This is a genomic window from Leifsonia sp. A12D58, from assembly GCF_047530025.1.
In the GTDB taxonomy this organism is placed as follows: domain Bacteria; phylum Actinomycetota; class Actinomycetes; order Actinomycetales; family Microbacteriaceae; genus Cryobacterium.
Window position 1 is genome coordinate 436,595 of the sequence record NZ_JBLJAT010000002.1, and the last position, 20,720, is coordinate 457,314.

The 20,720-nt window shown below is 64.4% G+C and carries 18 protein-coding genes; 6 read left to right on the forward strand and 12 right to left on the reverse strand.

The window, feature by feature from the left end; translation table 11 throughout:
- Positions 1–64: 64 nt before the first annotated feature.
- The 8 genes from ACMT3I_RS07915 to ACMT3I_RS07950 form a co-directional block, all read right to left on the reverse strand.
- Complete coding sequence (locus tag ACMT3I_RS07915) at positions 65–1,393, reverse strand: flavin monoamine oxidase family protein (protein ID WP_414803922.1); 1,329 nt, start codon at positions 1,391–1,393, stop codon at positions 65–67.
- Positions 1,394–1,545: 152 nt separating this feature from the next.
- Entirely contained in the window at positions 1,546–2,529 is a 984-nt protein-coding gene (locus ACMT3I_RS07920; protein ID WP_414803923.1) for an aldo/keto reductase, read from the reverse strand.
- Positions 2,530–2,572: 43 nt separating this feature from the next.
- Positions 2,573–4,270 (reverse strand): ABC1 kinase family protein, encoded by a 1,698-nt coding sequence (locus ACMT3I_RS07925; RefSeq protein WP_414803924.1) that lies wholly within the window; start codon positions 4,268–4,270, stop codon positions 2,573–2,575.
- 38 nt (positions 4,271–4,308) lie between these two features.
- Positions 4,309–4,854: a PadR family transcriptional regulator gene (locus ACMT3I_RS07930; RefSeq protein ID WP_414803925.1), complete on the reverse strand. Its 546-nt coding sequence runs from the start codon at positions 4,852–4,854 to the stop codon at positions 4,309–4,311.
- Between the two features lie 178 nt (positions 4,855–5,032).
- Positions 5,033–6,199, reverse strand: a complete 1,167-nt coding sequence (locus ACMT3I_RS07935) for an ROK family transcriptional regulator (protein ID WP_414803926.1) — start codon at positions 6,197–6,199, stop codon at positions 5,033–5,035.
- Positions 6,199–7,878: a beta-N-acetylhexosaminidase gene (locus tag ACMT3I_RS07940; protein ID WP_414803927.1), complete on the reverse strand. Its 1,680-nt coding sequence runs from the start codon at positions 7,876–7,878 to the stop codon at positions 6,199–6,201. Before ACMT3I_RS07940 ends, ACMT3I_RS07935 begins: the two co-directional genes overlap by 1 nt.
- 141 nt (positions 7,879–8,019) lie before the next feature.
- Positions 8,020–8,214 carry a hypothetical protein gene (locus tag ACMT3I_RS07945; protein WP_414803928.1) on the reverse strand — a complete coding sequence of 65 codons (195 nt, stop codon included), beginning with the start codon at positions 8,212–8,214 and terminating at the stop codon, positions 8,020–8,022.
- A 269-nt stretch (positions 8,215–8,483) separates the two neighbouring features.
- Positions 8,484–9,473 carry an alcohol dehydrogenase catalytic domain-containing protein gene (locus tag ACMT3I_RS07950; protein ID WP_414803929.1) on the reverse strand — a complete coding sequence of 330 codons (990 nt, stop codon included), beginning with the start codon at positions 9,471–9,473 and terminating at the stop codon, positions 8,484–8,486.
- A 61-nt stretch (positions 9,474–9,534) separates the two neighbouring features.
- Between ACMT3I_RS07950 and ACMT3I_RS07955 the strand changes: the two genes are divergently transcribed.
- The 3 genes from ACMT3I_RS07955 (at position 9,535) to ACMT3I_RS07965 (ending at position 14,445) form a co-directional block, all read left to right on the forward strand.
- Entirely contained in the window at positions 9,535–9,894 is a 360-nt protein-coding gene (locus ACMT3I_RS07955; protein ID WP_414803930.1) for an MmcQ/YjbR family DNA-binding protein, read from the forward strand.
- A 111-nt stretch (positions 9,895–10,005) separates the two neighbouring features.
- On the forward strand, positions 10,006–11,601 hold the full coding sequence (locus tag ACMT3I_RS07960) for an FAD-dependent oxidoreductase (protein WP_414803931.1): 1,596 nt from the start codon (positions 10,006–10,008) through the stop codon (positions 11,599–11,601).
- 15 nt (positions 11,602–11,616) lie between these two features.
- The gene (locus tag ACMT3I_RS07965) at positions 11,617–14,445 is read left to right on the forward strand and encodes a cation-translocating P-type ATPase (protein WP_414803932.1); all 2,829 of its coding nucleotides are present in this window, start codon (positions 11,617–11,619) and stop codon (positions 14,443–14,445) included.
- 13 nt (positions 14,446–14,458) lie between these two features.
- Here ACMT3I_RS07965 and ACMT3I_RS07970 read toward each other — a convergent pair whose 3' ends face one another.
- The gene (locus ACMT3I_RS07970) at positions 14,459–15,037 is read right to left on the reverse strand and encodes a TetR/AcrR family transcriptional regulator (protein ID WP_414803933.1); all 579 of its coding nucleotides are present in this window, start codon (positions 15,035–15,037) and stop codon (positions 14,459–14,461) included.
- Positions 15,038–15,143: 106 nt separating this feature from the next.
- Here ACMT3I_RS07970 and ACMT3I_RS07975 point away from each other — a divergent pair, with 106 nt between their 5' ends.
- Complete coding sequence (locus ACMT3I_RS07975; protein ID WP_414803934.1) at positions 15,144–15,863, forward strand: MBL fold metallo-hydrolase; 720 nt, start codon at positions 15,144–15,146, stop codon at positions 15,861–15,863.
- 16 nt (positions 15,864–15,879) lie between these two features.
- On the opposite strand, the gene ACMT3I_RS07980 is transcribed toward ACMT3I_RS07975, so the two are convergent.
- Together ACMT3I_RS07980 and ACMT3I_RS07985 are read right to left on the reverse strand one after the other, a co-directional pair.
- Positions 15,880–16,377, reverse strand: a complete 498-nt coding sequence (locus ACMT3I_RS07980; protein ID WP_414803935.1) for a nitroreductase family deazaflavin-dependent oxidoreductase — start codon at positions 16,375–16,377, stop codon at positions 15,880–15,882.
- A 33-nt stretch (positions 16,378–16,410) separates the two neighbouring features.
- Entirely contained in the window at positions 16,411–18,234 is a 1,824-nt protein-coding gene (locus ACMT3I_RS07985; RefSeq protein WP_414803936.1) for an FAD-binding protein, read from the reverse strand.
- 174 nt (positions 18,235–18,408) lie between these two features.
- Here ACMT3I_RS07985 and ACMT3I_RS07990 point away from each other — a divergent pair, with 174 nt between their 5' ends.
- Together ACMT3I_RS07990 and ACMT3I_RS07995 are read left to right on the forward strand one after the other, a co-directional pair.
- Positions 18,409–19,272: a tryptophan-rich sensory protein gene (locus tag ACMT3I_RS07990; protein WP_414803937.1), complete on the forward strand. Its 864-nt coding sequence runs from the start codon at positions 18,409–18,411 to the stop codon at positions 19,270–19,272.
- 95 nt (positions 19,273–19,367) lie between these two features.
- A complete protein-coding gene (locus ACMT3I_RS07995) occupies positions 19,368–20,276 on the forward strand; it encodes a helix-turn-helix transcriptional regulator (protein WP_414803938.1) in 909 nt (302 codons plus the stop codon).
- 60 nt (positions 20,277–20,336) lie between these two features.
- On the opposite strand, the gene ACMT3I_RS08000 is transcribed toward ACMT3I_RS07995, so the two are convergent.
- The gene (locus ACMT3I_RS08000) at positions 20,337–20,714 is read right to left on the reverse strand and encodes a DUF2255 family protein (protein ID WP_414803939.1); all 378 of its coding nucleotides are present in this window, start codon (positions 20,712–20,714) and stop codon (positions 20,337–20,339) included.
- Between the last annotated feature and the right edge of the window lie 6 nt (positions 20,715–20,720).

Here is a 20,720-nt window from a genome sequence, read left to right on the forward strand (position 1 = left end):
CAGGGACTCCAGACGGAATATCAACTCGGTTCGAGTCCGTCCGCTCACGCGAGCTTCGAACCAATCAGAGAGACTCGGACAGCCCGCCATACGACAGCTCGCGACCGAGGATGTTCTGGGCCGCACGATGGCCAGAGCGCAATGCCGCCGTGACCGTAGCCGGATCATCCGTCCAGGTCGCCTCACCCGCGAAGTGCAGCACACCATTGATCGGCGTGGCCATCCGGTCGTGGTCGTCCGGCGTCGAACCCGGCGTCATGTACGCGTACGAGCCTCGTGAATACGGTTCGTCTTGCCAGCGCGTGACGAGCGCGTGATTCGGCCGTTCGAGCCGTGCTCCGTAGAGCTTGCGCAGGGCATCAAGCACTGACTCGACGATTCGCTCGTCGTCCCACTCGCGCGTGGCGATGGCGCTCGGGCCTGCGGCAAACGTGAGCAGTGTCGGCACCCCGTGGAGGTCGGTCAGGTCGTACCAGGAGTGCCACCACGTTCCGCCCTCGCCCTGCTGCCGAACCGCGTAGACGTCGTCGTCCCAGAACTTGATGGGGAAGCGCAAGAACACCTTTTCGAAGTTGTTCATCTCAAATCCGGCGATGGTGTCGGCGAGCCAGTCGGGCAGCACAGGGTCAAAGCTCAGCTCACCCGACTTCAGGATGCCGATGGGCACCGTGATGACCGCCCGAGCCGCGGCGAACTCGCCTGCAGTCGAGCTGACTGTCACTCCCCCGGTCGACCACTCGATGCGCGTGACTACATGCTCGAGCCTGACGTCGAGCCCCTCGGCGAGATGCGCCGCAAGCCGGTCGAAGCCATCAGGAAAGACGACCTCGTCGCCCTCAACTGTGTCGTCGTCGAGGCCGTGTGCATCCAGGTTTGCCGCCCAGACCCCGTACTGCTCTTCGGAACGGTGCCGCACGAATTCCCGCACCCGCTCGGCGCGATCTGGGTTCCAGTCAAGCGTGGTGAGCGTTGTCTCAATGGCATCCTCGTACGAACTGCCGAGAGCGGATGCCGCGATCGCCGCGGCCAAGTGCCGGTCGAACTCACGCACGTCGTCGACGAAAGCCTGAACGGCAGCATCACTCAGGCGTTCACCTGACGGTCCGTAATACGCAATGGGACGACTGTCTGGCTGGTAGCTGCCGACCGTGAACTCGACGGTTCGCATGCCGAAGTCCCTGACGACGTCGGCCAGCGGATTGCCATCGATGCCGTGAATCCACGAGGCGCCCCTGTCGCTGATCAGCCCGTCTGAGCGCTCGGTCCAGGTGCGGCCGCCGATGCGATCGCGCGCTTCAAGCACGACCACGCGCTGCCCGGCCTGTGCGAGCAGCCGCGCGGCGGTAAGCCCGGAGACGCCAGCGCCGATCACGACAGTGTCGAAGTTCTCCATGCGCTCAGGCTAACAACCGCAACCGAGCATGGCTGCGTCCCGCCCCTCATCAAACGGGGATCGAGATCTTCTACTGGCTGGCGTTTGCCGAAGTCGCCAAAACCAGATGTGCTTCGCGATCAGCGCGTAGCTGCCCTGTGGGCAGGCTAGCGCTAGCGGCCCACCATCCCCAGGTGATGCGCGTTGTAGCGGGCACCATGCACCTCGATGCGTTGGGTGAGCGCGTCGAGGTCGGCCAGCTCATCGGCCGAGAGCGCAACCGCAGTACTCCCGGCGTTCTCCTCGATGCGCGCAGTTCGCCGGGTACCGGGGATCGGCACGATCCACGCTTGCTGTGCGAGCAACCAGGCGAGAGCGACCTGGCCGGGGCTGGCGTCCTTGCTCGCCGCGAGCTGTGCCACATGATCGACGATGGCCTGGTTGGCAGCCCGGTTGTCCTCCGAGAAGCGCGGAATCGTCTTGCGGATGTCGTTGTCAGTAAATGTCGTGTTGGCGTTGACGGTTCCGGTGAGAAATCCCTTGCCGAGCGGGCTGAACGGCACTAAACCGATGCCCAATTCGGCGAGCGTCGGAAGCACCTCAGCCTCTGGATCACGCGTCCACAGGGAGTACTCGCTCTGCAACGCGGTGACGGGAAACACCGCGTGGGCACGCCGAATGGTCTGCACGCCAGCCTCGGAGAGCCCGAAGTGCTTGACCTTGCCCTCTTTCACCAGCTCGCCCACCGCGCCGGCGACATCCTCGATCGGAACATCCGGGTCGACTCGGTGCTGATAAAACAGGTCGATTACATCGGTACGCAGCCGCATGAGCGAAGCCTCAGCAACGCGACGGATCTGTTCGGGCCGACTGTTGAGCCCGCCGGAGCCACTCTCGATGTCAAAGCCGAACTTAGTGGCGATGACGACCTGGTCGCGGATCGGTTCGAGCGCCTCGCCGACAAGCTCTTCGTTGATGTACGGACCGTAGACCTCTGCGGTGTCGAAGAACGCGACGCCGACGTCGACGGCAGAGCGGATGACGCCGATCATCTCGTCACGATTGCCCGGGTTGGGCCCGTAGCTCTGCGACATGCCCATGCAGCCCAGGCCGACGGCCGAGACTTGGAGTCCTTGGCCGAGTGTTCGGATGTGCATATTCATTCTCCTGACATCTGGCGTCATCGGTGTAGCGACGTACTCAGTTGGATTGTTGGCGGGCGCGGCCTGCGAATAGTGCGTGCAACAGCGGAACGATTGACGCGACCATGAACACCGTGCCGAGCACCACATCATCGGCATGGATCACCGCACCGGCAATGAGTAGAGCAGCGAACAGCAGAGCAGAAATAACTCGCCGGGCCGCGCGCTCCAGTCGGGCAACCCGGTGCTCAAGGTGCGGGTTCTGCACGGTCAGGGAGCCCTCCTCGATGCGAGTGAGCATTGCATCCAGCCGTTTCGGCAGTCCCATGGTGATCCCGGCGACTTCCACAGCCTGTTGCCCGATGTCCCGCACAAAATTGCCACGCTCGTCGCGCAGCAGCTGCGCGGCATACGGCTCGACGGAGTCCCAGAGGTTGAACTCGGGATCGAGGGCGCTGCACACTCCTGAGGTGAGCGACATCGCCCGGATGATGAGCAGAAAGTTCTCGGGCAGCTGGAACGGCAGCGAGCGGATGACGTCACCGAACTGCACGGCGAACTCGCGAAACTCCCGGGGGTCGACGTCGCGCAGCTCGGCGAAACCCATGCCGCCAAACCGGGCGAAGAGCTGAATCATCGCGCGCTCGAGCTCGGCGGTCTCGGCCGAGGGCAGCAGCACGCCCAGGTCGCGGATCGCATCCACCAGGCCCTTGCCGTCGCGCGAGGCCGCCGCGATCAGTAGCTTGCGCAGGCCGCTGCGGACGTTGGGGGAAACCTCCCCCATCATGCCGAAGTCGATGAATGTCAGCTTCCACGGCCGCTCGCCGACGTCGCTTGCACTCGGGGCGACCGGCGTCACGAAGATGTTGCCCGGATGCGGATCGGCGTGGAAGAAGCCGTTCGTGAACAATTGGTCGAACATGACAGCCGCGAAGACCGGGGCTACCTCGGCCGGATCGATGCCAGCCGCGCGCAGCGCTTCAACATCGGTGATCTTGATGGCCGTGACATCCTCGAGCGTCAGCACGCGTCTGGTTGTGCGCTCCCATACGACCTCGGGCACCGCCACCCGGTCGTCGCCGGCGAAGTCCTGGGCGAAGCGCTCAGAACTCGTGGCCTCGTGCATGTAGTCAATCTCTTCGAGGCTTGTGGCAGCAAACTCCTCAACGAGCGCTGGCATGTCGACCCTGTCGTACACCAGCCGCACCCGGCTGAGCCAGCCGCCGACTTTGCGCAGGGCAGCCAGGTCGACGTCAATGATCTCGTCGATGCCCGGCCGTTGCACCTTGATTACCACCCCATCCAGACCGGTATCTGCAGCATCGAGCGGGCCGAGCCTGGCCCTGTGCGCCTGACCGAGGGATGCCGCTGCGACCGGCGTCTCATCGATCGCCACGAATGCCCGCTCAAGTGGCACGCCTAACTCGGCCTCCGCGAGCGCGCGGATGGCCGGGAATGGCACGGGCGGCACCTCGTCTTGCAGCCCCTCCAGCTCACTGGTAATTTCGGGCGGCAGCACGTCGAGGCGCGACGACATGAACTGACCGACCTTGATCATCAACCCGCCGAGGTCGACAGCGAGCACGTGGAAGCGTTGCGCGAAGCGTCGCATCCGCTTCGCTCGTGTGCGCGCAGCGAGCTTAGACAGCCCGATGCGTGGCAGGAACAGTTCGTACCACCACGCGACGGTCAACTGCCAGCCGGCGAACCGCAGGATGCGACGGTAGCGGGCACGGGTGTCTCCAGCGCCGGTCATCGAAGCTGATCGACCCTGACGGACCGATGGCACCCGCGTCAGTCCTGCGAGAGGATCGAATAGAGTCGGCGACGCGCCTCATCGAGCACGGCCACCGCTTCCTGCACCTGCGCGGGCGAGCCGGTGCGATTCACCTGGGCAACGGCCTGTGCGAGCTCCATGCCTGACTTGGGCAAAGCACCGTGCCCGACGCCATCCGTTGAGCTCGTGGTGTCCCACGGCGCTGAATTGCCGGACTCGTCGGCGACTTCGCGCCCCGCTTCTGTCAGCGCGTAGGTCTTGCGGCCATTCGATTCCTCCGCGCTAATGAGCCCCTCATCGGCCAACAGCTGCAGTGTCGGGTAAACCGAGCCGGCACTGGGTTTCCAGCTGCCACCACTGCGCTCCTCGATCTCGCGGATGATTTGGTAGCCGTGCATCGGTTGCTCGGCGAGCAGCGCGAGCACTGCCGCGCGCACATCCCCTCGACCCATGCGGCTTCCAGCGCGCTTCTCGAAACCTGAGCGCAGCTGATCCATGAACTGCCACACTCCCTCGGCGGGGTTGCCGCCGCCGAACCCGCCAGTGGGGAACGAACTAGCCATAATGACCTCCTCGATAAATCGCGAACGATACTCAACGATATGTCGGACGGCAAGCGAGCGATAGGGGTTGCGGCTGCCAGATTCAAGGGGCTCAATGCGCAGGCGGTGCACACCCTTGAGGCGCAACAGCGAGCGCATGGTGCCTCTACCGCCCGCTAGTTGTTAAGTTCGCGACGGGCTAACGCACGCCGAGCTGCGCCTCGATGACCGCGCTAGCCGCGCCAAGGATGACGAGATCGGCATCCTGCTCGTACACATTCACCCGGATGCTCGCGCCGTGGGCGGGCAATAACCGCTCACGGATGACGTCGAGCACCGCGTCGGCATACAGCCCCTGAACGAGACCCTCTGGACCGATCAATGCGATATCGGTGAGGTTGAGCATGCTTACAATCGGCGCGAGAAAACCGCCGAGCTTTCCACCCGCGCCCGACACCAGAGCGTCATGTTCATCAGCAGGGCGACTCTCGATCCGTCGCAGCAGGTGAGATGCCCCTGTCACCTGCTCGAGGCATCCACGGCGTCCACACACGCATTCCTCGCCGTTGGGATCCACGATCACGTGACCGATCTCGCCGGCAGCGAATTGTTCGCCCGGCACCAGGTCGCTGTCGAGGATGACAGCTCCGCCGACGCCGTTCTCAATCGTCACTGTCAGCAAGTCCCGCGTCTCGCGATCCCGGAAGCGACGGATGCCGAGCGCCATCCAGTTCACGTCGTTGCCGACGGTGACGTCGAGTCCTGTCGCCGACGAGATCGCATGGGCTACATCGACATGGCGCAGGCCGAGGCGGTCGGAGACGCGAATATTTCCGACGTCATCTACGAGCCCCGGCGAAGCGACGCCAACGCCCAATACCTGTGCAGGAGTCGATTGGACCAGATCGCTGAGGATGCGAGCGGCAAGTTCGATCGCCGCGTCACCGGTAACACCGCCCACCTCGACGCTCGTACGGGCTGTGATGTCGCCACGCAGATTCACGATGGCTCCGGTGAAGAGATGGCCGCCGCTCAGGTCGATGACGGCCGCCGCATTTCCGTCAAGGTCGATCTCTACCCGTGCAGCGGGTTTACCCACGCGGGCTTCTGCCACCACGCCCATGTCGCGGAGCATTCCTTCGTCGAGCAGATCGGCAACGAGCGCTGTCACCGTCGGTTGCGACAGTTTCATCGCTGCCGCCAGTTGCGGCCGCGTCATGGGACCGCTCGCGTGGAGCAGACCAAGGATCAAGGATTGATTGTGAGCTCTGGCGTCCTGAGCGACAGCGGCTCGCGGGGTCGACGGCGTGCGTTTCACAGCCCACAATTCTGCCGACGTCAGCGACAAGGTGTCATTTCCTCGCACTACCCGACCTCCACTGTGCCGAACGCCTCAGTCAGCTCTGCAACGGCTGCCGCCCGTTCTTCAAGAGTCTGTTCGCGCCCGCGCACACCGGGGCGCGCCTGCCACGGCTTGGGTCCATCAGCCTGCCGGTATTCCACTCCGAACGCGTCAAGCCGACCCAGATGCGAGTGCAACCGCGCCGCGAACTCGGCGTCATCGTCTACAGGACCAGCCCACAGCGCTTCAGCAAGCGCACACGCCCGTGGCCACAGCATGTAGTCGACCGAGCGCGGATTGTCGAGGTGTTCGGCCCAGAGGTTGCCCTGTCCACCTCGAATGAGTGCACGCGCGCCCTCCTCGACTCCGGTCGGCATCGGGTCGAACCGGGCGATGTCGGCCGCGGTCACCACGACTCCCACTGGCACTGGCTCGCGGGGATCCTCAGACTGGCGGTAGTCAAGATAGACCAAATGATCAGGGCAGGCGATGACCTCGAGGCCCGCACGCAGAGCTGCGCGAACTCCGGCCTCTCCGCGCCAGCCCAGCACGAGGGCATCCGGTCGGGATTCATGTTCGAGCAGGTCATCCCAGGCAAGCAGAGTCCGGCCGTGCGCGTCCAGGTGCGCAGCGAGCTGGCTCAGGAACCATGCCTGCAACTCGCGCGGATGCGACAACTCGCGTTCGGCGGCGAGCTCGACCGAGCGCGGATCTGCCTCCCACGGGCCGGACGGGCATTCGTCGCCGCCGAGCCCGATGACTCGAGACGGGAAGATGTCGAGCAGTTCATCGAGCACTGTGCGGAAAAACTCGACGGTGCCCTGTTCCATGTTCAGCGGAAAATCAGACACCCCGAAGCGCGGCCAGACAGCGGGCGGGAAGCCGGGCGATGTGCTGATTCCAAGCTGCGGGTATGCCGCGATGGCCGCCTGGGAATGTCCGGGAACGTCAATCTCTGGCACGATCGTCACGCCGTGGTCGGCGGCGAAGGCCACCAGGTCGCGCAGTTCATCCTGCGTGTAGAAACCGCCGTGCGGGCGTTTGTACTCCCCCGCCGTCGCGTCATCGCCTCCGACCTGCGTCGATGCCCGCCACGAACCGACCTCGGTCAGCCGCGGAAAGGCCAGCACTTCGAGGCGCCAGCCCTGGTCGTCGGTGAGGTGCAAGTGCAACGTGTTGAGCTTGTGCATCGCCATCAGTTCGATGATGCGACGCAATTCGCGCAGCGGCAGAAAATGGCGGGCGACATCGATCATCAATCCACGCCATGAATAGCGCGGAGCGTCGTCGATGCACACGTAAGGAATTGACAGTGTCCGTGGCAAAGCGGCACCGGATCGCCACACGTCGTCGCCGCAGAGCTGCAGCAGCGTGTGAACGGCGGCGACGAACCCGGCGGCACCCGACGCGGTGATAAGCACACCGGTCTCATCGACGGTGAGTTGATACGCCTCGCTTTCGAGGGCACCGTCCGCAAACGCGTCGTCGAGAACGAGACGGATGTCGGCGGTCGCAGCGGTCGCCACCTCGCGCCCGTGCAGACGCAGGCCAGACCAGAGCAGGGAGCGCAACAGCACCGACGCGGGCACCGCTGCATCGGCTGCGTATATCGACACTGTTCCAGCCGCACCTGCCGGGCGCCAGGCGCCGGAGCCAACCTGGAGAGACCGCGGGCGGGGAACCAAATTTGTGAGCACGTGCATCCCTTCGCCACTCTCACCAACCTGGAGAGAATAATTAATAAAGATTGCATGCTTATTAAGCTATTTGCCAAATTCAGCGTGCGCGTATCCACCCGCAAGTGCGGCCGTGCAGCAGTCTCGCTGCTCTATTTGCGGCAGACGCTAGTCCTGCGTGGCCGACTCGACCGATTTCGGCGGTTTGCCCGGACGCACGGCGGCTGTGTCAGCGACGTCGATACGCGTGGCGCCGTTGGGTCGCTTGGTCGTCGTGATTCGAGGTGCCGCGTCTTCTTCCGATGCTTTGGGCGCCGTCGTCAGCTGGTCGTGTCGCTTCTTTTTGTCTGCCATTTCGGCCATGTGGTCACCTTTACTAGGGGCACAGAAATAGGTGCCTCGGATGCATCCAGAGTCGTTGTTTCCAGCGTAACTCGTCGGTCGAGCGGGTGAACTCGCGACCTGCACGGCGCATGATCGAAACGCCAAACGGCGCCGCGACCCACCATGGGAGCGAGCCGGGCACCGTGACCCGACGCAACCGAAGGAGCTACTGATGATCACGTTTGACGAGATCAGTGAGCGGCTCGAGCGCCTCAAGAACAATCAGGTCAGTGGACGCTCACATCACCTCAGAGCACGACGACGTGTTTACCTGGAGTCGACCCGGACTCGAGTGCGATGTGAGCATCCGCTACCTGCTCAAGACCGTTATAGACGGCGGCGATCGCCGGGTGGATGCGACCGGCTGCGATGGCGTCGAGTTGGTGCGCGAACGCGTCGGCGGGCAGGTCGGAGGCGTCGCCCCCGTAGGTGGTGAGACGCACCCCTTTCGGGATGACAGCGAACGGCGAGAAGTTTTCAATCGTCCATGCACCCGAGAGCGCTCCGGTGAAACACCCGGTTCCGCCTCGGCGGACGCTGCGCAGAGTATCGGGAAGTGTGGTTGTTCCGACAAGTTCAAGCGCCGCATCCACCCCCGCCGGCACAAGCTGGCGTACGGCCGTGGCGAGGTCGCGCTGATCGAGAAGCGGATGGGTGACGCCGTGGTCACTCAGCAGGGTGAACCTGGCGGGATCGCGAGTGGTGGCTATCACGGTGGCGCCCATGTCGGCAGCGAGGTCTGCGGCGGCGAGGCCAACGGTGGAGGTACCGCCGCGAATGAGGACTGTCTGTCCGGCCTGCACATCGAGCCCCGTGGTCAGCGACCCGTATGCGGTCTGGAACATCTCGGGCAGCGCCCCGAGTGTCTCCCACGGCAACTCGGATTCGAGCGGGATCACCTGATCCGCTGGCACGACGGTGTACTCGGCGTAGCTGCCGTCGAATGAGCGCCCCATGCCGCCCATCATCGTCGCCACCTTCTGCCCAGGGCTGAAGCCGGTTTCAGGGTCGGCGGCGTCGATGATTCCAACGGCTTCAATGCCGAGGATGCGCGGAAAACTGAAGTCGCTGGACGATCCCCCGTGCCGACTGGTGACCTCGGATTCGTTCACGCCGAACGCCTTGACTCTGATGCGAACCCACCCTGGTTTCACCTGGGGAACCGGAACGTCGCTCGGGATAAGGGTGTCGGGCTCCCCTGGCCCAGCCAGCACAATCGCTCGCATGGTGTTCGTCACGGTCAGTTCCTTTCGTGGTGCGTACCATCGTACGTACGCACGTGTATGGAGGGGAAAACTCATGCAGGCACAGCTCTCAGGTGAGCAGATCCAGCAGATCGCACGGCAGACCGCCGAAAACCTGCCCGATGTCACGCACGGGTATCCGTTTACCAAGAGTCTCAACGTCTACAAGGTGGTCGACAAGGTCTTTCTCATCGTCACCGAAGATCCGGATGAACTCATCATCACTGTGAAGGCCGACCCTCACCGCGCTGAGTCGCTGCGCCGCTCGTTCGAGAGCATCCAGCCGGGCCGGTATCTCAACAAGCGGCACTGGATATCGATCGGGTCAGGGACTGGCATCACCGCCGACATCGTGGATGACCTCGTTGCTGGCTCGTACGAGCTGGCCGGGAAGAAGCGCGCCAGCACCGTCTGACGGGCCCGCAGGCCAAGACGAGCGGGGACTATCCGTAGGGCTACCTGAGCCAAGCCTCTCCCCGCAGCGCCACTCGGACTACCGTGGCAGGCAACAGCGAAGGAGCCCGATATGGCTGACCCTGAAGACAGCACGATGCCCCCGATGGACGAGTCGCTATGGCGGCACGGTCGGCGCCGCTTTGACAGCGATCAGTTGCCGGTCGGCGAACGGATGGGCGTGGTCGTGGTCGGCGCTGGGCTCACCGGCCTCGTCACGGCGTACCTGCTGGCCCGGTCAGGTCACCACGTCATCGTGCTCGATGCGTACGATCCTGGGTCGTTGACGACTGGCGGGTCAACCGGCAAGGTCAGCTTGTTGCAGGGCGCAACGCTCAGCGCCATTGCCGAGCACCTGCCTGATGAGGTCGTGAACGCCTACGTCACCGCGAATCAGGCTGGACAACGCTGGTTACTCGATTTCATGGGCAGCCACGACGTACCGTTTGAGGAGCGCCCCGCATACAGTTATGCCGATTCCAGCGCCGGGATGGTGCGTCTCGAACGGGAATACGATCTCGGCCGCTCCGCCGGACTACCGCTTGAGCGTTCACGTGACACCGAGCTGCCGTGGAAGGTCGGACTCGCCCTCCGGCTCAACAACCAGCTGCACATCAACACCATGTTGCTCATTGACGTGCTGGTCGCTGAGGTACGGGCACTTGGCGTTCGGGTCGTCGGTAGCTGCACCGCAACGGCTGTGACGGCAACCCACGACGGCTATCGGGTACAGACCACACAGGGCGAAATCGACGCAGGCCGGGTGATCGCCGCCACAGGCATCCCCTTCCTCTCGCGCGGCGGACACTTCGCCCGCATTGAGGCCAAGCGCTCGTCCGTCGCCGCGTACAGCGGTGCCGGTGAGTGGTTGCGGGGCATGTACCTCTCGGTCGATGAGCCGCGACGTTCGTTGCTCAGCACCGACCTCACGCATACCAACTTCGTCAGTGGCGACGTCGCCAGTGACAACCGGATGCTCCTGGTCGGCGGCGCGGCGGGGGTCGTTGGGCGACCGCGCACGTTTACCGAAAGCCCCGCGGATGTGGACGAGTGGACAAGCGCACGTTTTCCGGGAGCGACATTGTTCCGCCGCTGGTGGGCACAGGACTACACCACTCTCGACAACGCTCCATATGTGGGCCCGCTACACCCGGGCGAGCACGGCATCCTGGTGGCGACGGGCTACGCAAAGTGGGGGCTCGCCAATGCTGCTGCCGCCGGAATTGCGTTGACGGCACTCGTGAACGGACAGGGGCTCGCCTGGGCGCACACGCTGTACCGGCGACGGGGCTGGCCGGCACCCAACATTGCGCAGATGATCGACACCAACGCCCACGTCGCGGTCGAGACGGCCCGTGGCGCCGCTCGGCTGGTGGCGATCGAGCACGACCCCGCCGGCAAAGATGACGCGGGCGTCGCCCTTGATGGATTGAAACCGGTCGCCCAGTGCACCGTCAACGGAGTCACCCACCGGGTGTCTGCGATCTGTCCGCATCTCGGCGGTGTCGTCACCTGGAATTCAGCGGAGGCCAGTTGGGATTGCCCGCTGCACGGCTCGCGTTTCGCTCCGGACGGCACGCGGATCGAGGGACCGGCCCGCAGCGGACTCGCCGCCGTCCACGTCGGCAAGCACTCCGATGCAACACCCGCGCCCAATCCGGATGAGTGAGTTACCGAAATCGACATGACCACACCCAAAGCACCGATTGTCGGCGACGCCTTCCTGCTCGCCCCTGAAACGGTTGAAGCTCGGCTGGGTGTCGACACATCGACCGGTTTGTCCGATGCGGAGGCCGCGAGGCGGCTGGCCACCGACGGCCCGAATGAGTTGCGCGGCACCCCACCGGTACCGACCTGGCGCAAAATCCTGGCACAGTTCCAGGATCCGTTGATCTACCTGCTGCTCGCCGCCGTCGCGGTCTCCCTCGTTGCCTGGCTCGTCGAGGGCGCCCACGGCGCACCGGTCGATGCGATCGTGATCGCGGCCATCATCATCCTCAATGCGATTCTCGGATACACGCAGGAGGCAAAGGCAGCGGATGCCGTCGCCGCCCTCGGTGCGATGACCGCCGCGACATCCACCGTGTTGCGTGGCGGTGAGCTCAAAACGGTGCCGTCCAGCGAACTGGTGCGTGGCGATGTATTGGTACTGGGCGAGGGCGACGCCGTCGGTGCGGATGCCCGACTCATCTTTGCGAGCGCGCTGCGGGTGCAGGAAGCATCGCTCACCGGCGAGAGTGCGGCGGTCGTCAAGAGCTCGGACACGTTGACGGACCAGGTGCCGCTCGGCGACCGGGTGAACATGGTTTTCAAGGGCACATCGGTGTCCCAGGGCGTCGGTCGCGCCATCGTCACCGCCGTTGGCATGTCGACCGAGATGGGCGCGATCGCCGAGATGCTCGACGCGACGGTCGAGGATCCCACGCCGCTGCAGAACGAGATCAAACTCATCAGCAAGGCACTCGGCATCATTGTGGTGATCATCGCGCTGGTGGTGATGATCACCTTCATCCTGGTGCAGGGCGTCACCGAACCAAGCGATCTGGTTGTCGTGCTGCTGCTCGGTGTCTCGCTCGCGGTGGCCGCCGTGCCAGAAGGTCTCCCTACGATCCTCTCGGTGATTCTCGCGATCGGCGTGCAGCGGATGGCCAAGCGCAACGCCGTCGTGAAGAAGCTCAGCTCGGTGGAGGCACTCGGCTCAGCCTCGGTGATCTGCACCGACAAGACCGGCACGCTGACGCGCAACGAGATGACCATCGAACGCGTGATCACCGCCTCAGGGCACGCGAATGTGACAGGTGTCGGTTATCGGCCGGATGGCTCGGTGCAGAGCGACGGTGGTGAGATCACCGGTGATCTGCGCTTCGAGGTGCAGCTGGTGCTGGGCGCTGGCACTCTCGCGAACGACGCCCAGCTCACCGAACGGGATGGCGAGTGGCAGATCCAGGGCGACCCAACCGAGGCTGCGTTCCTCGTGGCGGCCCGCAAGCTCGATGGCACCGAGGCTCACGTCGACCGATTCGAACGGCGGGATGAGATCCCGTTCACCTCTGAACGCAAGATGATGTCGACGCTCGAGCAGGACGGGAAAGACGGTCCCCTCGTGCTGTTCAGCAAGGGCGCTCCCGACGTGCTTCTCGACCACTGCACGCGCCTCCAGCTGGGCGAGAGCATCGTTCCGCTCACCGACGAGCGCCGCCAGCAGGCTCAGGATGACGTCGAAGCCCTGTCGGCCCAGGCGTTCCGGACGCTCGGTGTGGCTTATCGCCCTGTCGACTTCGACGCCGTGGATGCCTCAACAGGTATTGATGCATCGCTCGAGCAGAACCTGATCTACGCCGGGGTCGTCGGCATCATCGATCCCCCGCGTCGCGAGGCCGGCGACGCGATCGCCGAAGCGCACCGCGCCAGCATCCGCGTCATCATGATCACCGGTGACCACCCGGCCACAGCCGTACGGATTGCTGCCGATCTCGGCATCGTCGAGCTGCCAGCACGGGCGGTCACCGGGACAGAGCTCGACACCCTGGACGCCGACGGCCTGCGCAGCGTGACCCGCGAGGTGTCGGTCTATGCGCGTGTGTCGCCCGAGCACAAACTGCGCCTCGTCGATGCGTTGCAGGCCGACGGGCAGATCGTGGCAATGACCGGCGATGGGGTGAACGATGCTCCGGCGCTCAAGTCCGCCGATATCGGCGTTGCGATGGGAATCACCGGCACCGAGGTGACGAAGGAGGCGGCGCGCATGATCCTCGCCGACGACAACTTCGCAACCATCATCGCGGCTGTCCGGCAGGGCAGGGTGATCTTCGACAACATCAAGAAGTTTCTGCGCTACCTGCTGTCATCGAACGTCGGTGAAGTGCTCACCGTGTTTCTCGGCGTCGTGTTCGCCGGCGTGATCGGGCTCACCGACGCGAGCGCCGACGGCGAGCTTGTGCTGCCGTTGCTCGCCACCCAGATCCTGTGGATCAACCTGATCACCGACTCCACTCCGGCGCTGGCGATGGGCGTCGACCCCGAGGTTGACGACGTGATGGCCAGGCGACCCCGCAAACTGATCGACCGCGCGATCGATGGCCGCATGTGGGGCGGCATCCTCTCGATCGGTCTGGTGATGGCGCTGGTGACGCTGTTCGCTGTCGATGCGTTCCTCCCCGGAGGTTTCGTCGACGGCAGCGACACCCTTGACGTCGCACGCACGGCCGGGTTCACCACTCTCGTGCTGGCTCAGCTGTTCAACGCGCTGAATGCCCGTTCTGAGACGAGTAGTGCGTTCCGCAAATTGTTCTCGAATAAGTGGCTGTGGGGATCGATCGCGCTGGGCGTGCTGTTGCAGGTCACTGTCGTTGAGGTGCCGTTTCTGCAGGTCGCCTTCGGGACTGCATCCCTGGACCTGGCGCACTGGGCCACCTGCATCGCCCTCGCGTCCGTCGTGCTCTGGTACGACGAGATCCGCAAGATCGTGCTGCGTGCACTCGCCAGACGGCGCGCGACGCAGCTGAGCTCGTAAGATCCCCAACGAATCACATCGGTGCGCCCTCTCGAGCGTGGAGAGCGGATGTCAGTGTTCGAATGCCGAAGGTGAACGCTTCGTCGACATCCCCGCCCAGGTTGAACGCACCGGCAAGCTCCATGCTGATGAAACCATTGGCCCACGCCGTCAGAGTGCGCGCCGCATCGAGCGCACGTTCGGGGCCTGCAAGTGCGGCCGCCACCTCAAGCATCGGCGCACTCGACGCGACGATCGCCTCATGGGACGGCCGGGTATTCGCCGATCCTGGCGCGAAAATGAGGTGAAAGCCAGCGGGAAAACGATGCGCGAAGGCGCGGAACGCCACCGCGAGTGCAGCGACTCGCGCTGGGGCATCCGATTGCTCCTCCGCAGCCATCCGCAGCTGTTCGCCGAGATCATTGATCGTCGACTCAGCGATGAGCCGTACGAGCTCGTCGCGATTGCGAACTCGCTTATAGAGCGACGGAGCTTTGACACCAACGCGATCGGCAACCGCCTGCATGGTTAGACCGGCAAGCCCGTCCACCTCAAGGAGCTTCCTCCCTGCAGCGAGGATCGCCTCGCGAGATGTGCGTTCAGGTGTTGGCACGGTGCTCCCCTGCAGGTCGACATTATTCGATAGCTATTGACCATAGCCATGATGGCTATGTATCGTAGCCATGTAGTCAGCGTAGCAACAGGAAAGGTTTCAGACAATGCAACTCACACCAGGCCTCCATCGCGTCGGTAGCGACATCGTGGCGTTCCACCTCATTGAGACTCCCGCCGGGATCACCATGATCGACGCGGGGCTCCCCGGCCACATGCCCGATCTTCGTGCAGAGCTTGGCGCCATGGGCCGCAGCATCAGCGACATCCGCGGCGTGGTGCTCACGCACGGCGACAGTGACCACATCGGCATCGCAGAACGTCTCCGCAGCGACCACGGAATCCCCGTGTACGTGCACTCAGCGGATGCCGCCAGGGCGCGCGGAGAAGTCACGGCGCACGCACCAGGCGGACCCAAGCGACTCGGCGCAGTACTGGGTTTCGCCGCGTACGCCCTGCGCAAGGGCGGGGTGAAGACCAAGCATCTGACTGCCGTGGTTGAGATGAACGACGGCGAGACACTCGCCCTCCCCGGCTCGCCGCAGATCATCGGACTGCCCGGACACTCGCCGGGCAGCGTCGCGGTCTTCATGCCCACCGTCGACACGGTTTTCGTCGGAGATGCACTCACCACCCGCAATGTGCTCACCGGGGTGACGGGCTTACAGCCAGCCCCCTTCACCGACGACCCGGCCGAAGCACTGCGCTCCCTCGATGCGCTCTCGTCTATCGGGGCGCACCGCATCGTCCCCGGTCACGGTCCGGCCTGGTCCGGCTCGATCGTCGACGCCGTCCAGCAGATCCGCACAGCCGCTGCACAACGCTGACGTGAGAATCGCTCTTCTAGCCCGCTGGCACCGACACAGGCTGCAACCGGAACAGACGCACAGTCCTGCCGGATTCCCGTTCGTAGGAGCGATAGCCCGGCCATTGTCGTTCAATCCGACGCCAGACCACATCACGTTCGGCGTCTGAAACGAGGGTGGCGTACACCGGCAGTCGGCGTCCGCGCACACTGATTTCGGCATCCGGATGGGCGAGCAGGTTGTATGTCCAGGCCGGATGCCGTTCCCGGCCGAAGCTACTGCCGGCCACGATCGCACGACCGTGCCCATCCGGGGTGTACATCAGCTTGGTCTCGCGCAGCATGCCTGACTTCGCCCCGGTCGAATACAACACCAGCGACGGCACGAGCAGCCCGCTCAACTGCACCCGACCACCGGTGAGGCGAGTAACCAATAGCTCAAGAGGCGGCAGCACTATCGGAGCAGTGAGGCGAAACAGACGCGTGTGGGTGATCGACGCGATGGCTATCCGGACGATGCGCAGGATGCTCGGCATGCAGTCATAATGCCCCTGCAGCGCATTCAGCATCTACCCCACAGGCATCCGGTCAGGGGTCGTGTTGGGCTGCGCTTCGGGCGCGATCTCCGGCTCTGCGACTTCCCCGACGGGCTGCGCAGCGACCTCAGCAGCGGCCTCAGCTGCGGCCTGCGCAACCGGATTTTGGGCCTGCTGCGCCGCGTGCAGTGCCCCGAGATAGCCGAAGACGCCGGCCGGCGCGATGCTGGCCCCTGGCCCCGGATAAGTGTGTCCCATCACGGATGCCGTGTTGTTGCCGGCGGCATAGAGGCCCTCGATCACCGTTCCGTCAGGACGCAGCACTCGGGCGAACTCATCGGTGACCAGGCCACCCTTGGTGCCGAGATCGCCCGGGTACACCTTGAAAGCGTGGAACGGTCCGCGCTCAACCGGCCCGAGGTTCGGGTTGGGCTTGATGCCAGGGTCGCCGTAGTAGCGGTCGTAGGCTGTGCGCCCACGCTGGAAGTCCCTGTCAACCCCGGCCGACGCAAAGCGATTGAAGCGGGCGATGGTCTCCGCGAATGTTGCGGGTTCGACGCCGATCTTCCGGGCGAGCTCCTCAATGGTGTCGGCCATCACGATCTCCCCGGCCTCGATCATTTCCTTCTTGCCGACGAGCGTGAAGGTATTGAGATAACGGCGCGTGTGCCTGGCATCCGTCACGAGCCAGGAGTGGATGGCGGGACTGACCTTGTCGTGCTCGAGCATGTGGTGGCCGAAGTCGACGTACGATTCAGACTCGTTGAGGTAGCGGTTGCCCTTTTGGTCGACGACCATGCTGAACGGGAACGACCGCTCGCCGAGGATGAAGCTGTTACTGCCCGGCTTCAGAATCACGCCGGCGCCCCACCAGGCGTCTTCCATCATCGCGATCTCGCCGCCGACATCCATTCCTACCTGGATGCCCGTGCCCATCTGCCCATCAGGAGCCGCAGACCAGCCGGGTATGCCCTGGTACTTCTGTCGCCAGGCCGTGTTGCGGGCAAACCCTCCGGCCCCGAGCATGATGCCGCGGCGCGTGCGGATACGGAGATCACGGCCATCGTGCCGCACCACCGCCCCCACGACACGACCGTCCTCGACGAGCACCTCGGCGATCGGCGACTCCAGCCAGACGGGAATCTCATGTTTGCGTGCAATGTGCATCAGAGCTCCAGCCAGGGCCGGACCCATCCCGCGAGCCTGCTGGCCGATGATCCTTCGTCCGAGCACCCGCAGCACGAGTTGCGCGCCACGAAGGAATCCGTGCGGAGACGACCACGCCCGACCCAGCAGCCAGACATCGTCGTTGCGGACGGGCATCGGGATACCCTGCTTCATGCGCGACAGGTACTGGTAACCCTTCAGCTTCCGCATGTTGAACGAGGTGACCTCGATACTGCGGCCGATTTTGCCGCCGGGGAGGTCGGGGTAGTAGTCGGGATAGTCCTTCGCCCTCGACCATTTCACGCCCTCGTCAGCGAGCAGGTTGATGTAGTTGGGGATGGCGGTGAGGAAGGCCAGCTTTCGTTTTCTGCTGGTCCACGGACCGACGTCGCCGATCGTGGCATCCATGTAGGCGAGGGCCTCGTCGATCGAGTCCTGCGCGCCATCCCGATTCATCAGCGGGTTGTTCGGCACCCAGAGCCCGCCGCCCGAGATACACGTCGTGCCGCCCCAGAGGGCTTCGCTCTCGACGACGAGGGTGTCGAGTCCATTGACCTTCGCCGTGATCGCCGCGGACAGGCCAGCGGCGCCCGTGCCTGCCACGAGGTAGTCGACGGTGTCGTCCCAGCCGTCGGCTGAATGACGGGCTGTCGTATTGTGTGCGGCTGGATCGTGAGCAGAAGCAGGCAATGTGATCTCCCTTGACCAAACAAAACCGAGACGATATGTCTCACTTCGTCGAAAGCTACGCCAGTTTGGAGTGCACCGCAAGAGATGGTTCTGGCCAGCGGGTGCACCTGGACGGGTACCGGATCGCCGTCAGCAACACTGTTGCCACGAGCATCGCTCCCGTATGGTGAAAACATGACAGCCACTCCCCAGACAGCTGACAGAGTCAGACAAATCACCGTTTTCATCCTCTCGCTGCTAGCGATCGCCGGCGCGACATTCGGTTCCGGTGCCTTCGGCGGCACGCCGATCCAGGATGCTGCGGGCGGTGCACTCTCGGCTGACGCCACCCTGATCGCCCCGGCCGGTCCGGCGTTCGGCATCTGGTCTGTGATCTATCTGGGACTGTTCGCCTATGCGGTGTGGCAGCTCTTCCCGAGCCAGGGCGCGCGCACGGTACATCGCCGGGTCGGCTACCTCATTGCGCTGTCCATGCTGCTCAACGCAGCGTGGATCGGGAGCGTGCAGCTCGGTCGGGTGGGGTTATCCGTCCTGGTAATCGTTGTATTGCTCTTCATCCTGGGCTTCACCTTTGCTCTGCTGCAGCGCACCCCGAGGGATGTCGACACCACAGCCGCGCGCGTCACGGAAGCCGTCGTGCTCGACGGCACAATCGGCCTCTATCTCGGCTGGGTCACCATCGCCACGGCGGCGAATGTCGCGGCCTGGCTGACCGACCTCGGCTTCACCGGCTGGGGCATCAACCCGGATGTGTGGGGCGTGATCGTCGTCGCCGTTGCTGCGGTCGTCGGCGTCGCAACGGCAATTGCTGGCCGAGGACGCCTCACCCCAGCCATCTCGCTGTCGTGGGGATTGGCGTGGCTCGCCGTCGCTCGACTCTCCGGTGAGCCGGAGTCGCAAGCGGTCGGTATCAGCGCAGCGCTGGCAGCCGTTGTCGTTCTCGCCGCTGCTGTAATCGCGCGCGTCGTTGCCCAGCGGTCGGGATACCGACCCGCCGACAATGCTTATACTCGGGCTTCGGTGCCAGATCAGGCATAAGCCCTCGACGCACGCCATCACCGTGCCGCCTCGGCTGCGCTGGCAGGTAATAGCAGTGCCTCCCGAGGCCGGTGGTCGCGGCCTATCGTTGAAGTATGGGAGACGTACGCAGTGACATCCGGGAGTTCTTGAGTTCTCGGCGCGCCCGAATCACGCCGGATCAGGCCGGTCTGCCCGCCTATGGTGGCAACCGGCGAGTCGCTGGCCTGCGTCGCGAAGAAGTTGCCATGCTGACGGGCGTCTCTGTCGACTACTACGTGCGTCTGGAACGCGGCAACCTCGCTGGCGCGTCAGAGAGCGTGCTCGACTCCCTTGCCAACACACTGCAACTCGACGAGGCGGAACGCGAATATCTGTTTGACCTTGCCCGGGCAGCGGGACCCACGCGTGCAGCACCACGCAAGCCTGTGGGCGCAGTCCGGCCTGCAGTGCAACAGGTCCTGGACGCCATGGCGGATGCGCCGGCGTGGGTTCGCAACGGTCGCCACGACATCCTTGCCGCAAACCGAATGGGCAGGGCGCTCTACTCCCCCGTGTTCGATGATCAGCGCCAACCGGTGAACACCACCCGGTTCACGTACCTGAATCCGGCAGCCCGCACGTTCTGGCGCGACTACGACCAGATCGCGAACGACGCTGCCTCAATGCTTCGCTTGGAAGCAGGCCGGAACCCTCACGACGCCGATCTCATCCAGCTGGTCGGAGAGCTGTCAACACAGAGCGAGTTGTTCCGCGAGCGCTGGGCGTCGCGCGACGTCGTCTTCCACCGCAGCGGCCTCAAGCGTCTGCACCATCCGATCGTCGGCGACCTCGACCTGAACTACGAATCGATGGAGCTGCCCAGCGAGCCTGGCTTGGTCATGAACGTCTACACGGCACCGGCAGGATCCCCGACAGCGGACGCCCTGCGTTTGTTGGCCTCTTGGGCTGCTTCGCAGGACGCCACTGCCGCTCGCGGCGCTGACGTCGTCGCCCGCTCTAGTACCGACCTACAAGGGCCATAGCACCACGCCTGTTTTCTTTGCACGCAGAGTCGCTGTGCATTTCGGAAACGGCGCCAACGGCTAATCGCGCGGCATCACCTTGAGCGTGGTCTCCAGCACATCGGGGCCGGTGATCGCCCCAACGGGGCCGGGGCCATATTGGTCATACTTCTGATGCAACGCCCGGTCGAGGTCGCTGCGCACCGCCGGATCGGCCAGCTCGAAGGTGACATCCTTCTCGACGCCCCCGGCACTGATCCGCCCTTTTCCGGAGTGCAGGGCGCGGCGGAACCAGCCGTTCTGGGGCCCGTGCGCCGACCTGATGTAGAGGGCATCACCTAGGGTGCTGTGCCAGATCGTCGTGTACGGCCGCAACGACCCATCTGCGCGCTCTGACGTGACTCGCAGCTCAGTACTTGCGTTAATTCGGCGGAGCTCGTCCGTCGTCCACTGTGCCATGGTGTT

What these genes read in the sequence shown, in the direction of transcription:
- ACMT3I_RS07940 (WP_414803927.1), bottom strand. Translation starts at nt 7,878, where the DNA reads ATGCACGTGCTCACAAATTTGGTTCCCCGCCCGCGGTCTCTCCAGGTT.
- ACMT3I_RS07920 (WP_414803923.1), bottom strand. Translation starts at nt 2,529, where the DNA reads ATGCACATCCGAACACTCGGCCAAGGACTCCAAGTCTCGGCCGTCGGC.
- ACMT3I_RS07965 (WP_414803932.1), top strand. Translation starts at nt 11,617, where the DNA reads ATGACCACACCCAAAGCACCGATTGTCGGCGACGCCTTCCTGCTCGCC.
- ACMT3I_RS07945 (WP_414803928.1), bottom strand. Translation starts at nt 8,214, where the DNA reads ATGGCCGAAATGGCAGACAAAAAGAAGCGACACGACCAGCTGACGACG.
- ACMT3I_RS07995 (WP_414803938.1), top strand. Translation starts at nt 19,368, where the DNA reads ATGGGAGACGTACGCAGTGACATCCGGGAGTTCTTGAGTTCTCGGCGC.
- ACMT3I_RS07990 (WP_414803937.1), top strand. Translation starts at nt 18,409, where the DNA reads ATGACAGCCACTCCCCAGACAGCTGACAGAGTCAGACAAATCACCGTT.
- ACMT3I_RS07925 (WP_414803924.1), bottom strand. Translation starts at nt 4,270, where the DNA reads ATGACCGGCGCTGGAGACACCCGTGCCCGCTACCGTCGCATCCTGCGG.
- ACMT3I_RS07960 (WP_414803931.1), top strand. Translation starts at nt 10,006, where the DNA reads ATGGCTGACCCTGAAGACAGCACGATGCCCCCGATGGACGAGTCGCTA.
- ACMT3I_RS08000 (WP_414803939.1), bottom strand. Translation starts at nt 20,714, where the DNA reads ATGGCACAGTGGACGACGGACGAGCTCCGCCGAATTAACGCAAGTACT.
- ACMT3I_RS07915 (WP_414803922.1), bottom strand. Translation starts at nt 1,393, where the DNA reads ATGGAGAACTTCGACACTGTCGTGATCGGCGCTGGCGTCTCCGGGCTT.
- ACMT3I_RS07930 (WP_414803925.1), bottom strand. Translation starts at nt 4,854, where the DNA reads ATGGCTAGTTCGTTCCCCACTGGCGGGTTCGGCGGCGGCAACCCCGCC.
- ACMT3I_RS07975 (WP_414803934.1), top strand. Translation starts at nt 15,144, where the DNA reads ATGCAACTCACACCAGGCCTCCATCGCGTCGGTAGCGACATCGTGGCG.
- ACMT3I_RS07980 (WP_414803935.1), bottom strand. Translation starts at nt 16,377, where the DNA reads ATGCCGAGCATCCTGCGCATCGTCCGGATAGCCATCGCGTCGATCACC.
- ACMT3I_RS07955 (WP_414803930.1), top strand. Translation starts at nt 9,535, where the DNA reads ATGCAGGCACAGCTCTCAGGTGAGCAGATCCAGCAGATCGCACGGCAG.